This is a genomic window from Armatimonadota bacterium (assembly GCA_016869025.1).
Lineage (GTDB): Bacteria > Sysuimicrobiota > Sysuimicrobiia > Sysuimicrobiales > Humicultoraceae > VGFA01.
Map to the genome: position 1 here is coordinate 1 of VGFA01000011.1, position 21,535 is coordinate 21,535.

The window sequence follows — 21,535 nt, forward strand, 5'->3', positions numbered from 1 at the left end:
ATGGGGCGCGTCGGCCTCCAGTACACCACGGAGGATCGCGAAGACAGGTACTTCCGCTACATCAACACCAAGTTCAGAGTGGTGGAGCCGTGGTGGAACAGCGGCGTGATCTCATCGCAGCAGCTCCTGCTGGAAGTCGCGATGGCCGCCAACCGGGTGATATCGAAGGATGGGCTTTTCGATCTGCGGGTCATGGGCGCCGTCAATGCCGTTTGCTTCCTGGCGAGCGTATGGCTTGTTCTGTATGCCAGCCGGCCTCTGCCGATAGCCTCGCGGGCCATCTTGCTGGGGCTCGTGGCGCTGATCTTCACCGATGTCGGGTACGTGGCCTACTTCAACTCTTTCTACAGTGAACCGGCAAGCCTCATCTTCTTCGCACTAACCCTTGCGGCATCGTTCTTCGCGTTGACGGCCTCAAGGCCCAGCTTCTGGCATCTGGTGTTCTTCTCGGTGGCCGCCGCCCTCTTCATCGGCGCGAGGGCGCACAACAGCACGTCGGCTGGCTGCTGGCTCTCTGGGGAGTGCGCCTGTTCTGGCGCTGGCCCAGGCCATCCTGGCGCCTTGGGGTTCTGGCTGCGGCAACGACCCTGGCGGTCTTCTCGTGCTGGTACTACCTCGCCACGCCCGCGTACATCCGTGAAGCAAACCTGTACAACGCCGTGTTCTTCGGGATCTTGAGGCGATCGCCTTCGCCCGAAGAAGACCTGTCGTCCGTTGGACTCGACCGTCGGCTTGCCGCCCTGGCGAACACCCACGCCTACCGGCCCGACTCGCCCATTCAGGATCCGGAGTTCCGACGCGCCTTCTTTGGGGCGATAGGGCAGTATGATGTCGTTCGGTTCTATGCAACACATCCAAACCGACTGGTGCTGACGGCCAGACGCTTGGCACGACACGCCTTCCTCACCAGGCCGGAGCGGCATGGGAACTTCCTGAAGGAGAGCGGCTATCCGCCGCGCGCCCAGTCTCACAGGTTCGCTGCCTGGAGTGACTTCAAGGCGCGCTGGCCACGCGATCTCCGGTTTCTTGTGGGCGTCTTCGTCCTGCTCCTCGGGACCGGCGTGGCTGCCCGGTGGCGGTCTGCCAGCGTGACCTCAGGGCTGTTGTCGGAACTCCTCATCATCCTCGGTCTCATGGCGGCCGTGCAGTACGTTGCGAAGTTCATGGGCAACGGACTGCTTGACACGGTGAAGCAACTGCACCTGTTCAACATTCTGATTGACACCTGTTTCGTCTTCGTTGTGCTGTGGGTTGTGAACCTGCTCGGGAACGCGTTTCCGGCTTCCGCCCGAGGGCCGCAGGCCCGCCTGGAGCCGTGAACACCCCGCCCCGGTGAGCGTCGTGAAGCATCTCCTGCTTGTGGCAACCGCGTTCGGGATCCCTGGTGCGGCGCTCTGGGAGATGGAGCGCCGCCGAGGTTCCACTGCTGCCCGGTGGGGCTTGGTGCTTCTGACAGCAGCATGTGCGGCGTCCCTTGCTGCTTCGGCCGGCGTTCTTGGAGCACTTGCTGTCACCGTGGTGCTGTGGGTCGCGGCATACGGGTACGGATCGCTGGCGGCCAGGTGGCTGGACCTTGGGGACGCCTGCAGCTCTTGGGAGGACGTCCCGCTGGTAGCAGCCATGGGATTGGCGGTCTTCGTCCTGCTTGCGATCCTTGCCGGAGTGGCGGGAGTGCTGAGCCGGCCCGTGATCGGTGCCATCTCACTTGTCGGAGTCGCCCTGGCCATCCTCAACTCAAGCCGCATGCATGTGCACTGCCGGTCTGGGGGACGGGAACCCGCAGGCTCACCAGCGGCGACGTGGTGGTGGGGCCTGGTGGTACTGATGCTGATAGGAATGGTCGGTGCAGTGGCGCCCGAGGTGCGCCATGATGCTCTGACGGCACACCTGCCCGTTGCGCGAGAGTTCGCCCAGCAGCGGGCGATAGTCGAGATGCGACAGCAGATCCAGAGCTACCTGCCGCTCAACGCGCACATTTTGTACGCCGCCGGCATGCTCTTCGCCCCCGGCGAGGCGGCGCCGAAGCTCATGCACTACGCGGCGGGTGTGCACGCCGGCATGCTCACATATGGCCTGGGGGCGAGGTTGTTCACTCCATGGGTAGGCTTGGCCTCTGCTGCGATCCTCGTGAGCACCCCACTCATCTACTGGACCGGGGGAACCGCGTACACCGACCTGTGGTCGGTTCTCTTCGTCGTAGCAGCCCTGGCCGCCCTTGTCTGCTTCATGGAGCGCCCAAGCTGCCAACGTGCCCTTGCTACAGGGGTATTGACTGGGACCTTACTCGGATTCAAGCTGACGAACCTGATTGTCGCCCTTCCTGTGACGGTCGTGCTGGCCCTTGTGGGCGGCCTGTCCTCTGGGCGGCTGAAGACGCGGTTGGGTCTGATCGGTTCGTTCACCCTTGGAGCCGTGGTGACCGGTTCCATCTGGTATGGGCGGGCATGGGTGTTGACCGGCAACCCTGTGTTCCCGATGCTCAACGCGGTCTTCAAGAGCCCCTTTTGGTCCCTGGAGAACACAAAGTTCAACATGCACCTCTTCGGCATGGGCACGTCGCTGTGGGATCTCGTGCGACTGCCGTGGAACGTCAGCCTGCATCCCACACGTTTTGTTGAGGACGGAAGCATCGGACTGATCTACCTGCTCCTGCTCCCGTTCGCGCTGTTGGCGATCGCTCGCAGGCGCATCGCTCCGTGGGCATGCGGGGTGCTTCTGGCTGGCGGATTGGTGTGGTTCTTCAATGCGCAGTATCTCAGGTATCTGTTGCCGTTGCTTCCTCTCGCGGCGATCATTGGTGCGGCGGGGTTGTTGGATAGGGCGAGGCACGGCAAGGGCGGGCTTCGACTCGGAGTCGTTCTGCTGGCAGCCGCCATGATGACGGCCGTCACCTGGATCACGCCTGGGTCCCCCGCCTTTCCGACCGCGGTCGTTCGAGGAACGGTCACTCGAGCCGACTACACAGCAGCGCACGTTGCCGGATTCCGTGTGGCTGAGTATGTCAGGAGGACGCTTCCTCAGTCGGCCCGTATCTATGGGGCGGGTGAGGATATGGCCTTCTACTACGACCGTTTCTTCGTGCCCATCTCGTGGCTCGGACGGATCTACGACCCCGCGCTTCCGGACGCGGTGCTCGGCGCTCGTACGGGCGCCGAGATCCAGACCGTCTTGAAGCGGGCCGGTTTCAGCCATCTCGTGTTGAATCGGGATTACCCGGTAATCACCCGGTGGCGGCGCGCCGGCGGGTGGCTGGCCCGAGAGGCCCCTTGGGAAGAGGGTCCGCGGCTCGAGTACGCCTACGGAGAGTACTATCTCTTCCAGTTGTCGCCTCCGGCTGGTGCCCAGGTGCGCCGCGGCCAGAACCTGCTTCGGAATCCCGAGATGGCGCCCGATCCAGCCGGTGTACCGGCGGGATGGGGCCGCCATGGCGCGGTGAGCGTTGTGCAGGCAGCCGGCGGCCTGGAAGGAGCAGGCACGCTCGTACGGCTTGCCCCTGGAGCCCACCTTGTGCAGCGAGTTGTGGCCACTCCGTACGTGCTATACGTTCTCGAGTCAAGAATCCGGTCAATGGGGCCCTCGGGGGCAACCCGGCTCTTCATCCAGTGGCTAGATGACCGCGGCCGTGTGATTGATCATCCCACATGGCGAAGGATCAAGATCGGCCCCAATAGCACGCGCTACGCGATGGCCTGCACCGCTCCCAACACAGCGCGGCTTGCGCAGGTATGGCTGATGGCGGAGCCGGACGGCAACGTGGAAATCGACAACGCCTACTTCTACGAGCTGCGATGAACCCGCAGGCTTCCACCGCAGAAGAACTGAACCTCCGCCTGATGGCGAAGGCCCGGCGGTATCATGGGTGGATCTACGACATGATGAAGGACCACATCCGCGGTGACCGGCTGCTGGAGATCGGAGCAGGGGTCGGAAACCTCACGCGACTCCTGATCCAGCGTGGGGGCCACCTGACATGTACCGATGTCAACCCTCGAAATCTCGAGGAACTCGCCGTCGCCTTCCCCGGCGTGCATATCGTTCTTGACGATCTCGCGGAGACGCGCCTGGAGGAGACATATGACACCATTGCATGCGTCAACGTCCTGGAGCACATCGCCGACGATGTTCGCGCGCTCCGGAATCTCCGTCGGCTCATGGCCGCCGACGGCCGGCTGGTGCTTCTGGTGCCGGCGGTGCCCGGCGCGTACGGGACCATCGACAGGGCCGACGGCCATCACCGCCGGTACTCCCGAGGCGAGTTGCGAACCAAGCTCGCCGAGACGGGGTTCGAAACCATTGACCTGCGGTACATGAACGCGCCAGGGCTCCTGGGGTGGTGGTGGGAGGGGCGCGTGCTCAAGAGGGATCTCCACAGTTCCCAGGCGCTCACGCTGCTTGACCGGCTGGTGCCACTCTTGATGGCCATCGAGCGAGTCATGCCGCCGCCTATCGGGCTATCCCTCGTCGCCGCAGCCAGACCTGCCGGGTCGGGCGCCCACGATGCCTCCGGAGTCTCACGCGGAGGGTAGTATGGGCATGCAGGTTGAGACCACGATCGTGGTTCCGGCCTTCAACGAAGAGCAAGGCCTTCCGATTGTCCTCGAAGGCCTGCGCCGCGTGCTCAGGGATGCGGACGAAGTCCTGGTGGTGGACGATGGATCAATGGATCGTACTGCCGAGGTCGCCCGGCAACATGGTTGCCGTCTCGTCTCTCATCCCAGGAACCGGGGCAAAGGGGCTGCGATGCGCACGGGCGTGGCTCATGCGCGTGGCGACAAGATCATCTTCATCGACGCCGACGGGACCTACCCGACGGAGATGGTTCCCGAGATCGCTCGTGCGCTGGACGAGCACGACATGGTCGTCTGCTCTCGGAGCCTGGGCCAGCGGCATATACCGGTATTCAATCGGATCGGCGGCTTCTTGTTCCGGTCGGCGATCCGCCTGCTCTACGGCTTCGAGGGGCACGACCCGCTAAGGGCTCTACGGCATACGGAAGGAGCACCTGGAACGGATGCGGGTCGGCTCGACCGGGTTTGGCGTCGAGTCCGAGATATCAATCAAGGCTGCGCGCATGGGCCTGCGGATCCTCGATGTTCCTATCGAGTACCGGGGGCGCATCGGCAGGGCCAAGCTTCATCCCTTGCGGGACGGGTACAAGATACTGAGAACGATTCTCAGTTTCGTCGTGCTCTACAATCCAACGGTGACCTTCATCGCGCCAGGCCTGTTCTGCCTTGCCCTGGGTGTGGGGCTGATGGGGGTGCTTCTCCTGGGACCGGTGGAGATCGGCCGGATCGCCTTTGGCATGCACACCACGCTTGCGGCCGTAATGCTCGCGCTCGTGGGTTCGCAGGCCGTCGTCTTCGGGGTGGCTGCCAAGCTCTACGCGCTCGCGCACAGGTTCACGACGAGCGATCTGGTGACGGATGTAGCGAGGCGTCCCGGCGCGCGCAGGGCCCTGGCGTCGTCGGGAGTCATCTCGATGTGCGCGGGCGGTGCCTACGGATTTCGGTTGGTGGCGGACTGGGCAAGGGGTGGCTATGGCGATTTCGTGCGAACGCAGGAAGCCGAGCTTGTGGCGTTTCTGGTTGTGTTAGGGCTCCAGCTCCTCCTATCAGCAGGGTTCATCATGATCTTCGCCGATGAGCTACGCAACAGAGAAGAGTAGGTGGGGAAGATCGGAGTGGGCACAGATAGAACTCCGCGCATAGACCTTGTCATCCCGGTCTACAACGAAGAGGCCAAGATCGCTGCCTGCGTGGGCACGCTGGTTCCTTTCCTGGAAGAGCGCTACCGTGGCACCTATCGAGTGGTCGTGGCCGACAACGGCTCCACAGACCGGACCGCGGAGGTCGCCGAGGGCCTCTCAGCGCGGTGGCCCCAGGTGCGGTGCCTTCGCATCCCGGAGAAGGGGCGCGGCCGCGCGTTGCGGGCGGCATGGCTGGCATCCGCCGCGCGGGTCGTGGCCTATATGGATGTGGACCTGTCCACCGACCTGGCCGCGCTCCCGCCCCTCGTCGAGCCGCTGCTGGAGGGCCGCGCCCACGTGGCCACGGGCACCCGCCTGCACCCGGCGAGCCGGATCGAAAGGAGCCTGCTGCGCGAAGTGCTCTCTCGCGGCTACAACCTGATGATCCGCCTGCTGTTCCCGCGGCGGCGGTTCTCCGACGCGCAGTGCGGGTTCAAGGCGCTCAGCCGGCAGGTGGCGCAGCAACTTGTGCCACTGGTCCAGGACAACGCCTGGTTCTTCGACACCGAGCTGCTCCTGCGCGCGGAGCAGTTCGGCTACCGCATCCACGAGGTACCGGTGGTCTGGGTCGAGGGACGGGACAGCCGGGTCCGGATCGCGCGCACGGCCTGGGAGGACGTCAAGGGGCTGCTGCGCGTGCGGTTCACCCGGGCAGACCGCGGGGCGCGTCAACGCCGACTGTGAGGCCTACCTCAGGACTTGACTGAGTGTCCTGATGCTCAGGCCAATGATCAGGACTCCAACCAGCAGCATCAGCACCCTGGTGGGCGCTCTCTTGCACGTGTAGGCGGCGATTGGCGCGGCCACGGCTCCTCCGATGGCGAGCCCTACGATAGCATGCCAGTACGACAGGCCAACGGTGAGGACGAAGGTCGCGGATGCCGACAGCGCCACGAAGAACTCCACAAAGTTGACCGACCCGATCGTGAATCGGGGGCTGTTGCCTCGTGCGACGAGCGTGGACGTGACGATTGGCCCCCAGCCCCCTCCGCCTATCGCGTCCAGGAATCCTCCGACCAGGCCCAGGGGAACGAGGCGCGTGCGCACCTCGCCCTGAACCGCCCTCCTCAGGGCCTTCGAGAGGATCACTAGGCCCATCACGAGCAAGTAGGCAGCCACGAAGGGCTTGATCGTCATTCCCGGGACCGAGGCGAGGATGTACGCGCCAGATACCGCCCCAATCACACCGGGGATCACGAGCCGCTTGACAAGGTAGCCATCAACGTTACCGAAGCCCGCGTGGGAGAGTCCGGAGAGCCCGGTGGTGACCACTTCGGCCGCGTGAACGCTTGCGCTCGCGGCCACCGGCGGCATGCCAAGCGTGAGCAAGAAAGAGGTCGCGGTGACGCCATAGGCCATTCCCAGGGTGCCACCGATCATCTGGGCGATGAATCCGACGACTATGTATGCGGCGATCTGCTCCAGGGCGAACTACCCCACGGCGTCAGGGACTACGGCTGCCATGTTGTCGCGGCAACCGAGACACGTACTCTGGTTCGCCGATCATGCCCTGAGAGCCTGCCCGTCACGAGTCCAGGTCTAGGGTACCGCGGGGTGACAGAATCACCGGGCTGCCAAGGAAGCCGCTCCTCTCATTGACTCAATGCTATCGGCATCATTATGCTATGAGCCGGGCTCCCAAACGCGAGCCGGTGGGGTGCAAGACCATGCGAGCGCGGACGATGATCTACCTGGAACAGGACCATCATCGGGCCCTTCGCACCGAGGCCGCCCGAGAAGGGATATCCATGGCCGAGCTTCTGCGGCGTCTGATAGGGCGGCACCTCTCGGACCGCAGTGGCTCAGGGCATGTGCCAGCCGAGGCGTATCTGAGACTCGTGGGGCTCGGGAGGAGCGGGCGCTCCGACATCTCTGAACGCCATGACGCCTATCTGGCCGGGGCGCTCCGCCGTGAGCGTGCTCGTTGATACCGGCGCCTGGTATGCCCTGGCAGACGCGTCAGACCGCCACCACCGCGAGGCCCGCGCGTTCTACGTCCGGCACGCCGGTAAGACACCCCTCCTGACAACCGATCTCGTCATCGCCGAGACATGGGCGCTGCTTACCGCTCATCTCGGGCGTCGGGCCGCGCTTGCATTCTGGGGAACCCTGCGCGAGACAAGGATCGCGGTGCTCACGCCAGAGCCGGTTGACCTGGAGGCGGCCTGGCACATCGCGCACGCCTATCCTGATCAGGCCTTCAGCTTCGTGGACTGCGCGACCTTCGCCATGATGGAACGCCTGGGGATCAACGATGTCTTCGCCTTCGATGCGGACTTCCTCGTGTACAGGTTCGGTCCGGGGCGCCGCAGGGGGTTCCGCCGGCTCCCACGCTGATCGGCAACGGACTGGCGCATACGCTGCGGTTCCGAACTGGGTGACCGCTCTACACCTCTGCGGGGGTCCGTGCACCGTCTTGACAACCTTCGCGGGTGTGCTAGCCTAGACAGGCGACCGATAGGGTCCCCTTTTCCGGGACCCGTGCGCGAAGAGCCGTCGGTCGCCTTCTTCATTTGGACGGTACCGCGCCGAGGTCTCCAAGAGGTTCACCAGGCGGGGTGAAACGCCGTGTACCTCCTCTACGTGGACGAGTCAGGGAACCCTGACAATCCGCAGGACAGGCACTTCGTGCTGGGAGGTGCAGCCGTCTTCGAGCGTCAGACCCTCTTCCTCGCCCAGGATCTTGACGAGACTCAGAGGCGGCATTTCCCCGGTCTGCAGCCCGTGGTGTTCCATGCAGCCGACATTCGCGCGGGGAGCGGGTTCTGGCGGGCGGTGCCCCAGACCACAAGGCAGGCCGTGCTTCAAGACATCGGCAACGTCATAGCAGGAGCGAAGCGGCCGGGTCTGGTTCTGTTCGGAGCAGCCATCGAGAAGACCGAGACATCTTCTTGATGCGGCGCAAGAGCGAGTTCGACGACCCTCAGCGCGGGCTGCTTGTCTTCGCCGAGGGGCGATTCCGCCAGCGTACAAGAGTGTGGGTCAGAGGGTTCCGAGAACTCGGGACACAGTGGGGAGTCCTGGTGAACCTCAGTGATACCCCCTTTTTCGCCAGTGCAGCGGAGACACGTCTGCTTCAACTCGCGGACTTTGTCTCGCATGCCATCTTCTTGCTCTACGAGAGGCGAGATGCGACGCTCATCGGTCCTACCATCAACCGGTTCGACCAAAAGGACGACATCCTTCACGGGCTGGTGCATGTTTCGCGCACATCGTCCACCTGCGAGTGCCCTGCTTGCGCCAGCAGAAGAGCCCCAGGCTCTCTCGGTACTTGGTTTCGGGCTACCGCCCCCCAGGGGCAGTGACAGATGGCTGGCTTGCGGCCGGTTGGCTTGCGGCGGAGGCCGCGCTTGACACCCTTCTTCCGCCCATATTAGACTAGGCCGTGGCTCGCTCGCCGGGTGACCGTCGCGGTCCCCGGCTTTCTTCGCCAAGACCGGACAAAGAGGGTTGCATGAAGACCGTCATTCCGACCGCCGCTGAGATCGACCGCCGCTGGCACCTGATAGACGCCGATGGCAGGGTGCTGGGCCGGCTGGCCACGCGCATCGCTGCGCTGCTGCGCGGGAAGCACAAGCCCACGTTCACGCCGCATATTGACGTCGGCGACTTCGTCGTGGTCATCAACGCCGGCGGCGTACGGCTGACCGGGCGCAAGCTGCAGCAGAAGCGCCAGTACCGGCACTCCGGCTACCCGGGCGGCCTCAAGGAGATCACCTACGAGGTACTGATGAAGACGCGTCCCGAGCGGGCGATCACCGAGGCGGTCCGCGGGATGCTGCCCAAGACCCGGCAGGGGCGCCAGCTCATCAAGAAGCTCAAGGTCTACCGGGGCGCGGCGCACCGGCAGCAGGCCCAGAAGCCGGCGCCGCTGGCCTGGTAGCAGAGGGAGCGAGGGAACCCAAGTGGCAGGTGTGCAGGTAGTCGCGATGACGTCAGGCAGCCGCAAAGCGGCGGTCGCACGGGTACGACTGGTCCCTGGCGCAGGCAGGGTCACGATCAACGGCAAGGAGCTGAATGCCTACTTCCCGACCTCGCCGCTGCAGGTGATGGTCCGCCAGCCGCTGTTGACGACGAAGGCCGATGACCGCTTCGACGTGATAGCGAACGTCTCCGGTGGCGGTTTCTCCGGGCAGGCCGGGGCCGTACGCCACGGCATAGCAAGGGCACTGCTGGAGGCCGACGAGACGCTGCGCCCGGCGATGCGCCAGGCAGGGTTGCTGACGCGGGATCCGCGCGAGAAGGAACGGAAGAAGTACGGACTCAAGCGCGCGCGCAAGGCCGGTCAGTACAGCAAGCGCTAGAGACGGCAAGGCCGCCACGACCACCGGTGCCGGCAGTGGGCTTCGGCCCCGGCCCGCGGGCGTGGCGGTTCCATCGCACGCACAAGGAGCCCTGTTGGCACTGACTATATAGAGAGCGCCGCGGGTCATCACCAATGCCGATACGAGCCCTGGACCTCCTGGACATCGCCATCGTGACGGCGTTGATCTATCAGGTCCTGTGGCTCGTGCGCGGGACGCGGGCGGTGCAGCTCTCGACCGGGCTGGCGGTGCTCTTCGTGGTCTACACCGCCAGCCGGATCCTCAAGCTGAACACGCTACAGTGGGTGCTCTCCTACCTGGGCTTGGTCATCCCGATCGCCGTCCTCGTGATCTTCCAACCGGAGTTGCGGCGCATGCTAGAGCAGCTCGGCCGCGGCGGGATGTTTGTTTCGGGGTCGGGCCAGGGGTTGGGACGCGAGGAGATGATCCGGCTCGTGAACGACGTTGCCAGGGCGTGTCGCGTCCTGGCGACCCGCAAGACCGGCGCCCTGATCGTGTTGGAGCGGCGCACCGGGCTCAGCGACGTCATAGAGTCGGGCGTCAAGGTTGACGGGCTGGCGTCGGTGCAGTTGTTGATCACGACGTTCTTTCACAACACGCCGCTGCACGACGGGGCCGTCGTGATCCGAGGTAACCGGCTGATGGCGGCCGGCTGCCTGCTCCCCCTCAGCGAGAGCCCGCTCCTCAGCCGGACCCTGGGCACAAGGCACCGCGCTGCGGTGGGGATCAGCGAGGTCACCGATGCCGTGGCGGTGGTTGTTTCCGAGGAGACCGGCTCTATCTCCCTGGCGCGCGACGGCGTCTTGAGGCGCGGGCTGTCCGAAGAGGAGTTGAAGGTGGCGCTCCTGGGGTTGCTGGCCCACGGCGGACCCCGCGGGCCAGCCCTGTGGCCGTGGCGCAGGGCCCAGGCGAACTCATGAAGGCCCGTCTGTCCGCGCTGTTTTCCGAGCGCACGCGGCTGCTGCTGCTGTCGCTGGCGATCGCGACCGCGATGTGGCACTACGTGGGAAGCGCGCAGGGCCCCAGGTCTGAGCCGGCGATGGTGGCCTCGCTGCTCGTCCGCAACGTGGAGGTGACCTTCACGGAGCTGCCCGCCGATCTCGTGGCAACGGCGAACCCGCGAACCGTGGACCTGGAGATCCGCGGCCCGACCCCGGCCGTCCTGGCGGTGAAGCCCTCCGACGTGCGCGCGATCGCACCCGTGAGTGGTGTCGTGGATGCCGGGATGTACCGCGTGACGCTCAATGTGCCGGTGCCACCCGGGGTCACATTAGTCCAGGCATCTCCACCGGTCGTGATGGTAACGATCGCGCGGCCCTAGAAAGGCGTGGTGCCGTTGAGGCGGCTCTTTGGAACCGACGGGATCCGCGGGGTCGCCAACGCCGACCTCACACCCGAACTGGCGTTTCGCGTGGGCCGCGCGGCCGGCGCCGAACTGGGCGGCGCGGCCGCGACCTTCATCCTGGGCCGCGACACCCGCCTCTCCGGTCCAATGCTGGAAGCCGCGCTCGCGGCCGGGCTCTGCTCCGTGGGCGTTCACGTCTGGCTGGGCGGCATCCTGACCACGCCGGCGGTGGCTTACCTGGCACGCGATCTGGGCGCCGCGTGTGGCGTGGTCATCTCAGCGTCGCACAACCCGGTAGAGGACAACGGCATCAAGCTCTTCGGCGGTGACGGCTTCAAGCTGCCGGACGCGCTCGAGGCCGCCATCGAAGGCCTGCTCGACCGCGACGACCTGCCACGTCCCACCGGCACCGCCATGGGGACGATCGAGACTATCCCGGACGGCGTGGACCGCTACCTGCGTCACCTGGCCGGCCTCTCCGCCGGCGGGCTGGATGGGATGAAGATCGTGGTGGACTGCGCCTTCGGGGCCGCCGTGCGCGTGGCACCGCGCCTGTGGGAGATGCTCGGCGCCGAAGTTGTGACCCTCCACGGTGAGCCCGACGGATCCCGGATCAACGTCGCGTGTGGCTCCACAGATCTGGGTCCGCTGAGGCAGGCCGTGCTGGCTCATGGCGCCGACGTTGGGTTCGCGCACGACGGTGACGCCGACCGGGTGCTGGCCGTGGACGAACTGGGCGAAGAGGTGGACGGAGACGCGCTTATGGGAATCTGCGCGCTGGACCGACACCGCCTGGGCAACCTGGCCGGAGGGATCGTTGTGGCCACCGTGATGAGCAACCTGGGGCTGGAGCAACGCCTGGCGCAGGAGGGGATCCGGCTGGAGCGGGCCCCGGTGGGCGACCGCTACGTGTTGGAGCGCATGCTGGAGACCGGCGCCACCCTTGGGGGCGAGCAGAGCGGGCACCTGATCTTCCTTGACCAGGCCACGACCGGGGACGGTCTGGTGACCGCGATCGCGCTGACCAACGTGATGTCCGCGACCGGGCGCCGTCTCTCCGAGCTGCGGGCGGGGATTCCGCGGCTTCCCCAGGTTCTGGTGAATGTGCGCGTGCGCGCGCGCAACGGCCCGATTGACGCGCCTGAGGTGGAGGATGCCGTGGCCGCGGCCGAGGCCCGGCTTGCTCCGCGCGGACGCATCCTGGTGAGGCCGTCGGGCACGGAGCCCCTGGTCCGCGTCATGGTCGAGGCCTCCAGCCAAGAGGAGGCACGCGTGGTTGCGGAGGAAGTTGCCGCGGTGATCGCCAGGCACCTGGGCGTGCCGTCGTGACGGTTCCGTCTGACGCGGACGTCGCCGTCTTGCGGCGAGAGCTGTTCGGGACCCAGGCGCACGACGTGGGGCTGGAGGCGGCGCTGCGGTGGGCGCGCGATCGTATCGCCGCGCGCCTTCCCGGATACGTGGTTACGCTCAACGGCTCGCTGCTGGTGCAGGCGGCCCGCGATCCGGCGCTCCGTGCGCTGGTAAACGGCGCCGCGCTTGTTACCGCGGATGGGATCGGCGTGATTCTGGCGGCACGGATTCTGGGAGTGCCGCTTTCCGGGCGCCTGGCAGGGATTGACTTGGCGCTTGCCCTCTGCGCGAGCGCCGCGGCCGCCGAGCACCGTGTCTTCCTGTTGGGGGGCGCGCCAGGCGTGGCTGAGGCCGCTGCCGCGGCGCTGCGACGGCAGCATCCGGCGCTGCAGATCGTCGGGACCCACCACGGGTTCTTCGAGTCCCAGGAGGAAGAGGCGGTGCGCTCGCAGATCCGGCAGGCCCGTCCGGATCTCCTGCTGGTGGCGCTGGGCGCGCCGCGGCAGGAGCGCTGGATGCAGCTCCACAGCGCGGATTTGAGCGTTCCGGTTTCGATCGGGGTGGGGGGCTCCTTCGATGTGCTGGCCGGGCTGGTGCCGCGCGCGCCCCGGTGGATGCAGCGGATCGGTCTGGAGTGGTTCTACCGGGTTCTGCGCGAACCGCGCAGGTGGAGCGTCGTGCGCACGATACCTCCGTTGTTCTTGATGGCGATTCGCGAGCGCTGGCGGCGCGCACGGGATCCGCGCGGCTGAGGCAAGAGCCGCCTACATGGAGGCAGGTTATGTGTGGCATCATGGGCTATGTTGGACCGCATCCGGCCTTGCCCGTCCTTCTGGATGGGCTGCGGCGGCTGGAGTACCGGGGATACGATTCCGCCGGCGTGGCCCTGCTTGACGGCGACCGCATCGCGGTGCGCAAGGCCGCCGGCAAGCTGGGCGTGCTCGAAGCGGCGCTGGAGGCCAATCCACCGGCCGGCCGCGTCGGCATCGGCCACACGCGCTGGGCGACTCACGGCATCCCCACCGATGTCAATGCTCACCCCCACGGCGACTGCACCGGGCGGCACGTCGTAATCCACAACGGCATCATCGAGAACTACATGCCCCTCAAGGAGCGGCTGGAGGCAGAAGGCCACCGGTTCCGGTCGGACACGGACACCGAGGTTCTTGCACACCTGATCGAGTCCGCGCATGCGCGGCTTGCGCCCGACCGGCCGGATCGGTTGGAGGCGGCCGTCAGGGAGGCGTTGCATCAGGCGAAGGGGGCGTACGCGGTCGTGGTGCTGAGCGCGGATCATCCTGATCACATCGTGGCGGTTCGGATGATCAGCCCGCTCATCATAGGAGTCGGAGACGGCGAGATGCTGCTGGCATCCGACATCCCGGCCCTGCTCCCGCACACGCGCGACGTGGTCGTGCTCGGAGACGGCGAGGTGGCCGTCATCTGGTCGGACAGGATGGAGATCTCCAACCTGGAGGGGCAGACCATTGATCGCCCGGTTCAGCGCATCACCTGGGACGCGGCGATGGCCGAGAAGGGCGGGTATGCGCACTTCATGCTCAAGGAGATCTACGAGCAACCGCGAGCCCTGCACGAGACGGTGATGGGCCGGCTCGATCTTGACGACCGGGTCGAGCTGGATGGGGTTGCGCTTCCCGAGGGATTCGTCGAGCGCCTGGACAAGATCTGGATCGTCGCATGCGGCACGGCCTATCACGCCGGGCTTGTGGGCCGGTGGACGATCGAACACCTCGCCCGGGTGCCGGTCGAGGCGGACCTGGCGTCTGAACTGCGCTACCGCGATCCGCTGATCGAGGGAGCCACGCTGGCCGTGGCCATCAGCCAGTCCGGGGAGACGGCCGACACGCTGGCGGCGTCGCGCGAGGCGCGCGCCCGCGGAAGCCGGCTACTGGCGGTGACCAACGTGGTGGGCAGCACCCTGGCGCGCGAGGCCGACGACGTGCTGTTCGTCCGCGCCGGGCCGGAGATCGCGGTTGCGTCCACGAAGGCCTACACCACAATGCTGGCGGCGCTGCAGATGCTGGCCGTTGACCTGGGCGTGCGCCGGGGGACGCTCTCGCGTGGGCGTGCGTCGGCGCTGATCGCCGGGCTGCGCCATCTCCCCGTGCTGGCGCAGAAGGTCTTTTCCGATACGACCCAGGTGGAAGCCCTGGCCCAACGCCTCGCCGCGGCCGAGCACGCGTTCTTCATCGGCAGGGCGCTCGACTACGCGGTGGCCATGGAGGGTTCGCTCAAGCTCAAGGAGATCTCTTACCTGCACAGCGAGGCGCTGGCCGCCGGCGAACTCAAGCACGGCACATTGGCGTTGGTCACGCCCGAGACCCCGGTCTTTGCCCTCGTGACGCAGCGCGCGGTGTTCGAGAAGACGGTCTCGAACATCCAGGAGGTGCGCGCCCGCGGCGCGGAGGTGATCGCCGTCGCCTTCGACGACGACCGCGAGATAGGCCGGTACGCCGACACCGTGTTGCGCATTCCTTCCGTGGATGAGATCCTGGCGCCGGCGCTGGCGATCATTCCGCTCCAGTTGTTTGCCTACCACGTGGCCGTGCTGCGCGGCCACGACGTTGACCGGCCGCGTAACTTAGCGAAGAGCGTGACGGTCGAGTAGGGAGGAAGGGGCGCCGGGTCGAACCGGTTTCCCCGCGGGGGTGCGCAGATGGCGATTGACGAGGGGTTCCTGCAGGTGCTGGCGTGTCCTGTGGATCACGCGGCTGTTGTGCGCGACGGCGATCGCATCGTTTGCACCGCCTGCGGGCGCCGGTATCCGATCCGGCAGATCGAAGGCGCGGAGATCCCCATCATGCTGGCCGACGAGGCGGAGCTGCCGGGATGAGGGTGCTCGGACTTGGTACCGACATGGTCGAGGTGGATCGAATCGAACGCGCGGTCGCTCGATGGGGTGAAGCGTTCGTTTGTCGCATCTACACGCCATCAGAGATCGAGCGCGCGCGGCCCCTGCTGGTCCGCGGGCCGCGGCTGGCGGCGCGCTTCGCGGCCAAGGAGGCGGTGATGAAGGCCCTCGGTGTCGGCCGGCGGGGGATGGCGTGGCGCGAGATCGAGATCGTAAACGACGATCAGGGACGGCCGCTCGTGCACCTGCACGGCGGTGCGCGCCGGATCGCAGACCAACAGGGCGTGGTCAGCGTGTTGGTCACGCTCGCCCACACGCACGACCACGCCGTGGCCAGTGCGGTGGCGTTGGGCAACTGAGAAGCGTAGAGGGCGCCGGGTGAAGCCAGGGGAAATAGAAGAGGAGCGCTCGCTTCTTCCGACTTTTCACCGTCTTCAGTCGCGCCGCCGGTTCGTACCGCTCAGTAGGCTATTCTCGGGAGTTACCTCCCAAGAAGACCATCCGGCTTTCGGAGTCCACGTGCGCTACGTTTGACTCGGCTACTTTGCCGTTGGGCTCGCGCTCCTCTGGCCCGAAACATACCACCGGCGGTCGGGTCAGTCAATCCCCAACGGCCGTTCCCGGGCTGTGGATAGTGTGGGCAAGATCCGAGAGGAAACCGGCCCCACCTGCAAGAAGCCACGCAGCGGCATAGCCGGAGGCGACGCTTGAGACTCCCAACGAGCGAAGAGATGGCCACCCTTGACCGGCGGGCGGCCGAGGAGTTCGGTGTGCCGACGCTGCTCCTCATGGAGGCGGCGGGCCGGGGCGTGGCCCAGGCGGCCGTCCGGCTGGTAGGCCGCGGCGGCGCGAGGACCGTTGTGGTCGCGGGGAAGGGCAACAACGGTGGTGACGGGCTGGTCGCCGCCAGGGTTCTGCAGGCGGAGGGGTGGCGGATCCTGGTGGTGCTGATCGCCCGTGATGCCGAGGTCAGCGGCGACGCCGCGGTGAACCTCCAGGCCGCGCGCCGGGCTGGGGTGGAGATCACGAACCTCGACAGCACGGCGATGCCCGGGCTGCGAGGGGTGCTGGCAGGCGCCGACCTGGTGGTTGACGGTCTCTTTGGGACCGGGTTTCGCGGCCCGGCGATCGGCCTCTCTGCCAAGACGATCGAGGCCATCAATGGCTGCGGCCGGCCGGTTCTGGCCATAGACATCCCTTCCGGGGTGAACGGCGACACCGGTGCCGTGGACGGCCAAGCCGTGCGAGCCACCGCGACCGTAACGATGGGACTCCCCAAGGCAGGGCTAGTTCTTGTTCCGGGTGCCGTCCACGCCGGACGCATCTGGGTTGCCGACGTGGGACATCCGCCCCGCTTGCTCAACGATCCCGGAATAGCAACGGCCCTCGTCACGGGCGACATGGTGGACGCGGCGATTCCCCGGCGCCGTCTCGACGCGCACAAGGGCGATGCCGGGAGGGTTCTGGCGATCGCCGGCTCCATCGGGCACAGCGGCGCCGCGGTCCTGACGGTGCTCGGTGCGCTGCGCGCCGGCGCCGGCCTGGTTACGCTGGGCGTGCCCGGCGCGATCTACCCGATTGTGGGCCCGGCGGTCATCGAGGGGATGCCGCTGCCGCTTCCCGACAGCGACGGCGCGCTGGCGGCAGAGGCCGCCGGTCAGGTCATGGACCTGGCGGGATCTGCCGATGTGGTGGCGTACGGGCCGGGGATCTCGCGGCTCCCAGGGCCTGCGGCAGTGGTGCAACGCCTGCTCGCGGAGTGTCCTGTTCCGCTGGTGCTGGACGCCGACGCCCTGACCATCCTGGCGGGTCTTCCCGGGGAGATGCCCGCTGGCAGGGCCGCGCGCATCCTGACACCTCATCCCGGTGAGATGGCCCGGTTGCTTCAGTGCACGGTGGACGAGATCCAGCGTCACCGGCTCCAGGCGGCGCGCGCGGCGGCGGCACGGTTCCGGGCAACGGTTGTCCTGAAGGGAGCCCGCACCGTCGTCGCCGATCCCTCCGGGGCCGCGTTCGTTATCCCAACCGGCAATCCGGCCATGGCCGCAGGAGGCATGGGCGACGTGCTCTGCGGGGTAATCGCGGCGCTGGTGGGTCAGGGCCTGCCGGCGACTGCGGCGGCCTGGGCCGGCTCGTACCTGCACGGCCTGGCAGGGGACCGGGTCGCGGCCTGCCGGGGTCCGGTGGGGGTGCTGGCGCGCGACGTGGCCGACGAACTGCCCGGCTCTCTCGCTGCCGTCCGCTCCGGATCGGTGACCGAGGTGGTCACGCCGCTGGGACTGGCCGGCTGATGAACGCGCTCGGCGCCGCTCTTGCGCGGGCACGGTCGCGGACCTGGGCCTCGGTGGACCTGGACGCCGTGGCGCACAACGTGCGCGCGATCCGCTCTCTGCTTCCCGAGAAGACCGCGTTCATGGCCGTTGTAAAGGCGGACGCGTACGGCCACGGGCTCGTCCCGGTGTCCGAGGCAGCGCTGGCAGCCGGCGCGTCCTGGCTTGGCGTGGTCACGCCTGGCGAGGCAGCAGAGTTGCTCGCCGCCGGAGTGCGCGCCCGGACCCTGGTCCTCGGGCCGGTCTCGGCCGGCTGGTTGCCGCGCTTCGTGGACTCTGAGTGCAGGCTGACGGTGGGCACGTTCTCTGCCCTGGAGGCCGTGCAGTCGCTCGATGGTAAGGCCAGGTTCCGCGTTCATATCAAGGTGGACACCGGCATGACCCGGATGGGCGTGACCGTAGAGGAACTGGCCGGCCTGCTCACCCGCGTGGATTCCTCGAAGGCGGAGGTGGAAGGCATCTTCACGCACATGGCCTGTGCCAATGCGCCCGATCCAGCGCCGACCCAAGCGCAGTTCGCCGCCTTTGAGCAGGCGGTTGCGCTCGTGCGGGAGCGGTTCCCTCTGGCGATCGCGCACGCCGCGGCCAGCGCCGCCACCTTCGCCTATCCCGAGGCCCATCTGGACATGGTGCGCATCGGCATCTCCCTCTACGGGGTCGCGCCTGCGCCGCACCTGACCGTTCCTGCGCTACGACCCGTCATGACGCTCTCTTCGCGCGTGACCCGCACCAGGCGCGTTCCGGAGGGGACCCCGGTGTCCTACTGCGGTACCTACCGGACCCCTAAGGCCACCACGATCGCCACTGTCGGCCTGGGTTACGCCGACGGCTACCCGCGCGTGCTTGGGAACACTGGCCATATGCTCGTGGGTGGCCGCCGCCTTCCGGTGGCCGGCCGCGTGTGCATGGACTACACGATGCTGGACGCCGGCGACGCGCCGGTCTGCGAGGGCGACGAGGTCATCGTATTCGGCCCAGGGCTGCCCGTGGACGAAGTTTCCGAGGCCGCGGGCACGATCGCCCACGAGGTGTTCTGCCGCGTGGGCCGCCGCGTGCCGCGCGTCTACCTGCGCGACGGACATTCGGTGGCGGTGGCCGGTGTGGACCCGGAATGATGCGCGTGGCGTTTCAAGGTGAGCGAGGCGCCTACAGCGAGGCGGCGGCGATAGCGCACTTTGGGCCGCTGGAACCCCTGCCATGCCGGACGCTCGCCGCGGTCTTCGACGCGGTGGAGCGCGGCGCTGCGGCCCGGGGAATGGTGCCTGTCGAGAACTCCCAGGCAGGCAGCATCAACGATACCTACGACCTGCTGGTGCGGCGTGCGCTGCACATAGTGGGCGAGCACAACCAACGGATAGAGCACTGCCTGCTGGCACTGCCCGAGGAGACGCTGGACTCGATCCGAACGGTGATCTCGCACCCGCAGGCACTGGCCCAGTGCGACGCGTTCCTGGCGCGCGGCGGGTGGGAGACCGTGGCCACCTATGACACGGCCGGGAGTGCGCAGCTCGTGGCCGTGGATCGCCGCACCGGCGTGGCCGCGATAGCCAGCCGGCACGCGGCCGAGATCTACGGCCTGAAGGTGCTGGCCGAGGGCATCGAGACCAGCCCGGTCAACTTCACCAGATTCCTGGCGCTCTCGCTTACCCCGACGCCTCCCACGGATCGCGCCAAGACTTCGGTCGTGTTCTCGACGGCCAACATACCCGGTGCGCTCCATCGTGCGCTCGGGGCGTTTGCCGAGCGCGGCATCAACCTGACGAAACTCGAATCGCGTCCCAGGCGCGACCGCCCATGGGAGTATCTGTTCTACGTGGACATTGAGACGCACCGTGATTCGCCCGCGGGCCGCGCCGCGCTGGACGACCTGGCCCTGGTGTCCGCGTTCCTCCGCGTTCTGGGATCCTACCCAAGGGCAGAGGGTTGAGCACCGCCTGGCCTCGCGTGGCGCCTGCCGGGGACCGCGGGCTCCTCGTGGAGTTCGCCCCTGACCTCTCGCCGGATGTGATCGCACGGGTCCATGGCGCCGACCGTCTCCTGAGAGATCTGCCCGGCGTGGTTGAGACGGTCCCAGGGCTTCGGTCGGTGCTGGTCGTGTACAACCCGCTGGAGGTCTCCTTTGACGAGATCGCCGGGCGCGGCGAAGCCGTTGCCCGGGCGTCGGCACCGGTGCCTGCCTCGGATGGGGCCCTGGTGGAGATACCGGTTGTCTACGGCGGTACCGCAGGGCCGGACCTGGAAGAAGTCGCGCGGGCCTGTGGGATCACGCAGTCCGAGGTCATCGCGCTGCACAGCGGGACAGACTACCTGGTCTATATGCTTGGGTTCGCGCCCGGGTTTCCGTATCTGGGGCTGCTGGCACCGCGACTGCGTATGCCGCGCCGGCCAACACCCCGCATCCGCGTGCCCTCCGGCAGCGTGGCCGTAGCCGACGCGTTCAGCGGCATCTACCCCCATGAGACCGCGGGCGGCTGGCATCTCCTGGGTCGCACCAATCTGCGCCTGTTCGATCCCAGCAGGATCCAGCCGTGCCTGCTGCAGCCGGGCGACCGGGTGCGACTAGTGCCGGTTCCACACGGCTCCGCGGCATGGCATGTGGCCCAAGCGGACGCTACGCCCGTCGGCGCGATTGGACGCCCGGTCTTCGAGGTGCTGGAACCCGGGCTGATGACGACCGTGCAGGACCGCGGCAGGATCGGGTGGCGGAGGTTCGGTGTTCCCTCGTCCGGTGCCCTGGATCTGCCTGCGCTGGACGCGGTCAACCGCGTGCTGGGCAACCTGCCCGGAGCCGCCGCCCTTGAGTTGACGTTTCCCGGCCCGAGGATGCGCGTTCTCTCCGAGGCCGAGATCACCGTTGCCGGCGCCGACCTCGCCGCCCTGGTCAACCGGACCGCACTTGATCCCGAGGAGCCGGTTCGCATGCGTCCCGGCGATCTGCTCGAGTTCGAACCGCCGCGTGGAGGCCAGTGGCTCTACCTGGGGGTGGCCGGCGGAGTGGAAGTGCCGCCACTGATGGGCAGCCGTTCAGTCTATGCCCGGGGTGGTCCGGGCGGGCCGTTGGGGCGCGCGCTTCGGGCAGGAGATGTTCTCGGAATGGGAGAAGCAAGCAGCGCCCGGCGCAGGACCCGGCGGCCCGGCGAACCCTTGACAACAAGGAACGGTCCGGTCCGGGTGGTTCTCGGCCCCCAGGCCGGTGCCTTCACGGCCGAGGCGCAGGCGGCCTTCCTGGGCCGGGCATACACGGCCACCGCGCAGCGTGACCGCAGCGGGTCGCGGCTGGCAGGTTCGATCCTGGGACACCGGGGCAGCGCCGAGATACTGTCCGATGGTCTTCTTCCCGGCGCCATCCAGATTCCGGCGGACGGCCGGCCGCTGGTGATTCTCGCCGACGGCCCGACGACGGGCGGGTATCCGAAGATCGCCTGGGTGATCGGGCCCGATCTGTGCCGTGTTGCTCAGGCCGGGCCAGGGGAAGAGCTTCGCTTCCAGGCCGTTGCGGTTGAGGCGGCTCACGCCGCGGTCAGAGAGCACGCTGGGGTAGCGTGCCGCACGCGATAGCACAAT

The 21,535-nt window shown here is 67.2% G+C and carries 21 protein-coding genes and 1 pseudogene; 21 read left to right on the plus strand and 1 reads right to left on the minus strand.

Annotated elements, in window-relative coordinates:
- The first annotated feature begins 674 nt into the window (after window positions 1-674).
- The 5 genes and pseudogenes from FJX73_07380 (at window position 675) to FJX73_07400 (ending at window position 6,433) form a co-directional block, all read left to right on the plus strand.
- Window positions 675-1,319 carry a hypothetical protein gene (locus FJX73_07380; protein ID MBM3470597.1) on the plus strand — a complete coding sequence of 215 codons (645 nt, stop codon included), beginning with the start codon at window positions 675-677 and terminating at the stop codon, window positions 1,317-1,319.
- Between the two features lie 13 nt (window positions 1,320-1,332).
- Window positions 1,333-3,792 carry a hypothetical protein gene (locus tag FJX73_07385; protein MBM3470598.1) on the plus strand — a complete coding sequence of 820 codons (2,460 nt, stop codon included), beginning with the start codon at window positions 1,333-1,335 and terminating at the stop codon, window positions 3,790-3,792.
- Window positions 3,726-4,526 carry a class I SAM-dependent methyltransferase gene (locus FJX73_07390; GenBank protein MBM3470599.1) on the plus strand — a complete coding sequence of 267 codons (801 nt, stop codon included), beginning with the start codon at window positions 3,726-3,728 and terminating at the stop codon, window positions 4,524-4,526. The genes FJX73_07385 and FJX73_07390 overlap by 67 nt, the downstream gene beginning before the upstream one ends.
- Window position 4,527: 1 nt before the next feature.
- Window positions 4,528-5,668, plus strand: a pseudogene (locus FJX73_07395) (glycosyltransferase family 2 protein).
- Between the two features lie 15 nt (window positions 5,669-5,683).
- A complete protein-coding gene (locus tag FJX73_07400; GenBank protein ID MBM3470600.1) occupies window positions 5,684-6,433 on the plus strand; it encodes a glycosyltransferase family 2 protein in 750 nt (249 codons plus the stop codon).
- Window positions 6,434-6,436: 3 nt separating this feature from the next.
- Here the strand turns inward: FJX73_07400 and FJX73_07405 are convergent, their stop codons facing one another.
- Window positions 6,437-7,174 carry a sulfite exporter TauE/SafE family protein gene (locus FJX73_07405; GenBank protein MBM3470601.1) on the minus strand — a complete coding sequence of 246 codons (738 nt, stop codon included), beginning with the start codon at window positions 7,172-7,174 and terminating at the stop codon, window positions 6,437-6,439.
- A 200-nt stretch (window positions 7,175-7,374) separates the two neighbouring features.
- Here FJX73_07405 and FJX73_07410 point away from each other — a divergent pair, with 200 nt between their 5' ends.
- From FJX73_07410 to pxpB, 16 genes are all read left to right on the plus strand, one after another.
- Window positions 7,375-7,677 carry a CopG family transcriptional regulator gene (locus tag FJX73_07410; GenBank protein ID MBM3470602.1) on the plus strand — a complete coding sequence of 101 codons (303 nt, stop codon included), beginning with the start codon at window positions 7,375-7,377 and terminating at the stop codon, window positions 7,675-7,677.
- Window positions 7,631-8,086 carry a PIN domain-containing protein gene (locus FJX73_07415; protein ID MBM3470603.1) on the plus strand — a complete coding sequence of 152 codons (456 nt, stop codon included), beginning with the start codon at window positions 7,631-7,633 and terminating at the stop codon, window positions 8,084-8,086. The genes FJX73_07410 and FJX73_07415 overlap by 47 nt, the downstream gene beginning before the upstream one ends.
- 231 nt (window positions 8,087-8,317) lie before the next feature.
- Window positions 8,318-8,644 carry a DUF3800 domain-containing protein gene (locus tag FJX73_07420; protein ID MBM3470604.1) on the plus strand — a complete coding sequence of 109 codons (327 nt, stop codon included), beginning with the start codon at window positions 8,318-8,320 and terminating at the stop codon, window positions 8,642-8,644.
- Window positions 8,645-9,203: 559 nt separating this feature from the next.
- Complete coding sequence (gene rplM, locus FJX73_07425) at window positions 9,204-9,632, plus strand: 50S ribosomal protein L13 (protein MBM3470605.1); 429 nt, start codon at window positions 9,204-9,206, stop codon at window positions 9,630-9,632.
- A gap of 46 nt (window positions 9,633-9,678) precedes the next feature.
- Complete coding sequence (gene rpsI / locus FJX73_07430; protein ID MBM3470606.1) at window positions 9,679-10,053, plus strand: 30S ribosomal protein S9; 375 nt, start codon at window positions 9,679-9,681, stop codon at window positions 10,051-10,053.
- Window positions 10,054-10,187: 134 nt separating this feature from the next.
- A complete protein-coding gene (locus FJX73_07435; GenBank protein MBM3470607.1) occupies window positions 10,188-10,994 on the plus strand; it encodes a TIGR00159 family protein in 807 nt (268 codons plus the stop codon).
- Window positions 10,991-11,395 (plus strand): hypothetical protein, encoded by a 405-nt coding sequence (locus FJX73_07440; GenBank protein ID MBM3470608.1) that lies wholly within the window; start codon window positions 10,991-10,993, stop codon window positions 11,393-11,395. Before FJX73_07435 ends, FJX73_07440 begins: the two co-directional genes overlap by 4 nt.
- Window positions 11,396-11,410: 15 nt before the next feature.
- The gene (gene glmM / locus FJX73_07445) at window positions 11,411-12,748 is read left to right on the plus strand and encodes a phosphoglucosamine mutase (protein ID MBM3470609.1); all 1,338 of its coding nucleotides are present in this window, start codon (window positions 11,411-11,413) and stop codon (window positions 12,746-12,748) included.
- Window positions 12,745-13,521, plus strand: coding sequence for a WecB/TagA/CpsF family glycosyltransferase (locus FJX73_07450; protein ID MBM3470610.1), 777 nt, complete (start codon window positions 12,745-12,747; stop codon window positions 13,519-13,521). Before glmM ends, FJX73_07450 begins: the two co-directional genes overlap by 4 nt.
- Before the next feature lie 29 nt (window positions 13,522-13,550).
- Window positions 13,551-15,398 (plus strand): glutamine--fructose-6-phosphate transaminase (isomerizing), encoded by a 1,848-nt coding sequence (glmS, locus tag FJX73_07455; protein MBM3470611.1) that lies wholly within the window; start codon window positions 13,551-13,553, stop codon window positions 15,396-15,398.
- A 48-nt stretch (window positions 15,399-15,446) separates the two neighbouring features.
- Window positions 15,447-15,623 (plus strand): Trm112 family protein, encoded by a 177-nt coding sequence (locus FJX73_07460; protein ID MBM3470612.1) that lies wholly within the window; start codon window positions 15,447-15,449, stop codon window positions 15,621-15,623.
- A complete protein-coding gene (gene acpS, locus FJX73_07465) occupies window positions 15,620-16,000 on the plus strand; it encodes a holo-[acyl-carrier-protein] synthase (GenBank protein ID MBM3470613.1) in 381 nt (126 codons plus the stop codon). The genes FJX73_07460 and acpS overlap by 4 nt, the downstream gene beginning before the upstream one ends.
- A 348-nt stretch (window positions 16,001-16,348) precedes the next feature.
- The gene (locus FJX73_07470) at window positions 16,349-17,932 is read left to right on the plus strand and encodes an NAD(P)H-hydrate dehydratase (protein ID MBM3470614.1); all 1,584 of its coding nucleotides are present in this window, start codon (window positions 16,349-16,351) and stop codon (window positions 17,930-17,932) included.
- Window positions 17,932-19,086, plus strand: coding sequence for an alanine racemase (gene alr, locus FJX73_07475; GenBank protein MBM3470615.1), 1,155 nt, complete (start codon window positions 17,932-17,934; stop codon window positions 19,084-19,086). The genes FJX73_07470 and alr overlap by 1 nt, the downstream gene beginning before the upstream one ends.
- The gene (pheA, locus tag FJX73_07480; GenBank protein ID MBM3470616.1) at window positions 19,086-19,898 is read left to right on the plus strand and encodes a prephenate dehydratase; all 813 of its coding nucleotides are present in this window, start codon (window positions 19,086-19,088) and stop codon (window positions 19,896-19,898) included. Before alr ends, pheA begins: the two co-directional genes overlap by 1 nt.
- 17 nt (window positions 19,899-19,915) lie before the next feature.
- The gene (pxpB, locus tag FJX73_07485) at window positions 19,916-21,529 is read left to right on the plus strand and encodes a 5-oxoprolinase subunit PxpB (protein ID MBM3470617.1); all 1,614 of its coding nucleotides are present in this window, start codon (window positions 19,916-19,918) and stop codon (window positions 21,527-21,529) included.
- The last annotated feature ends 6 nt before the right edge of the window (window positions 21,530-21,535 follow it).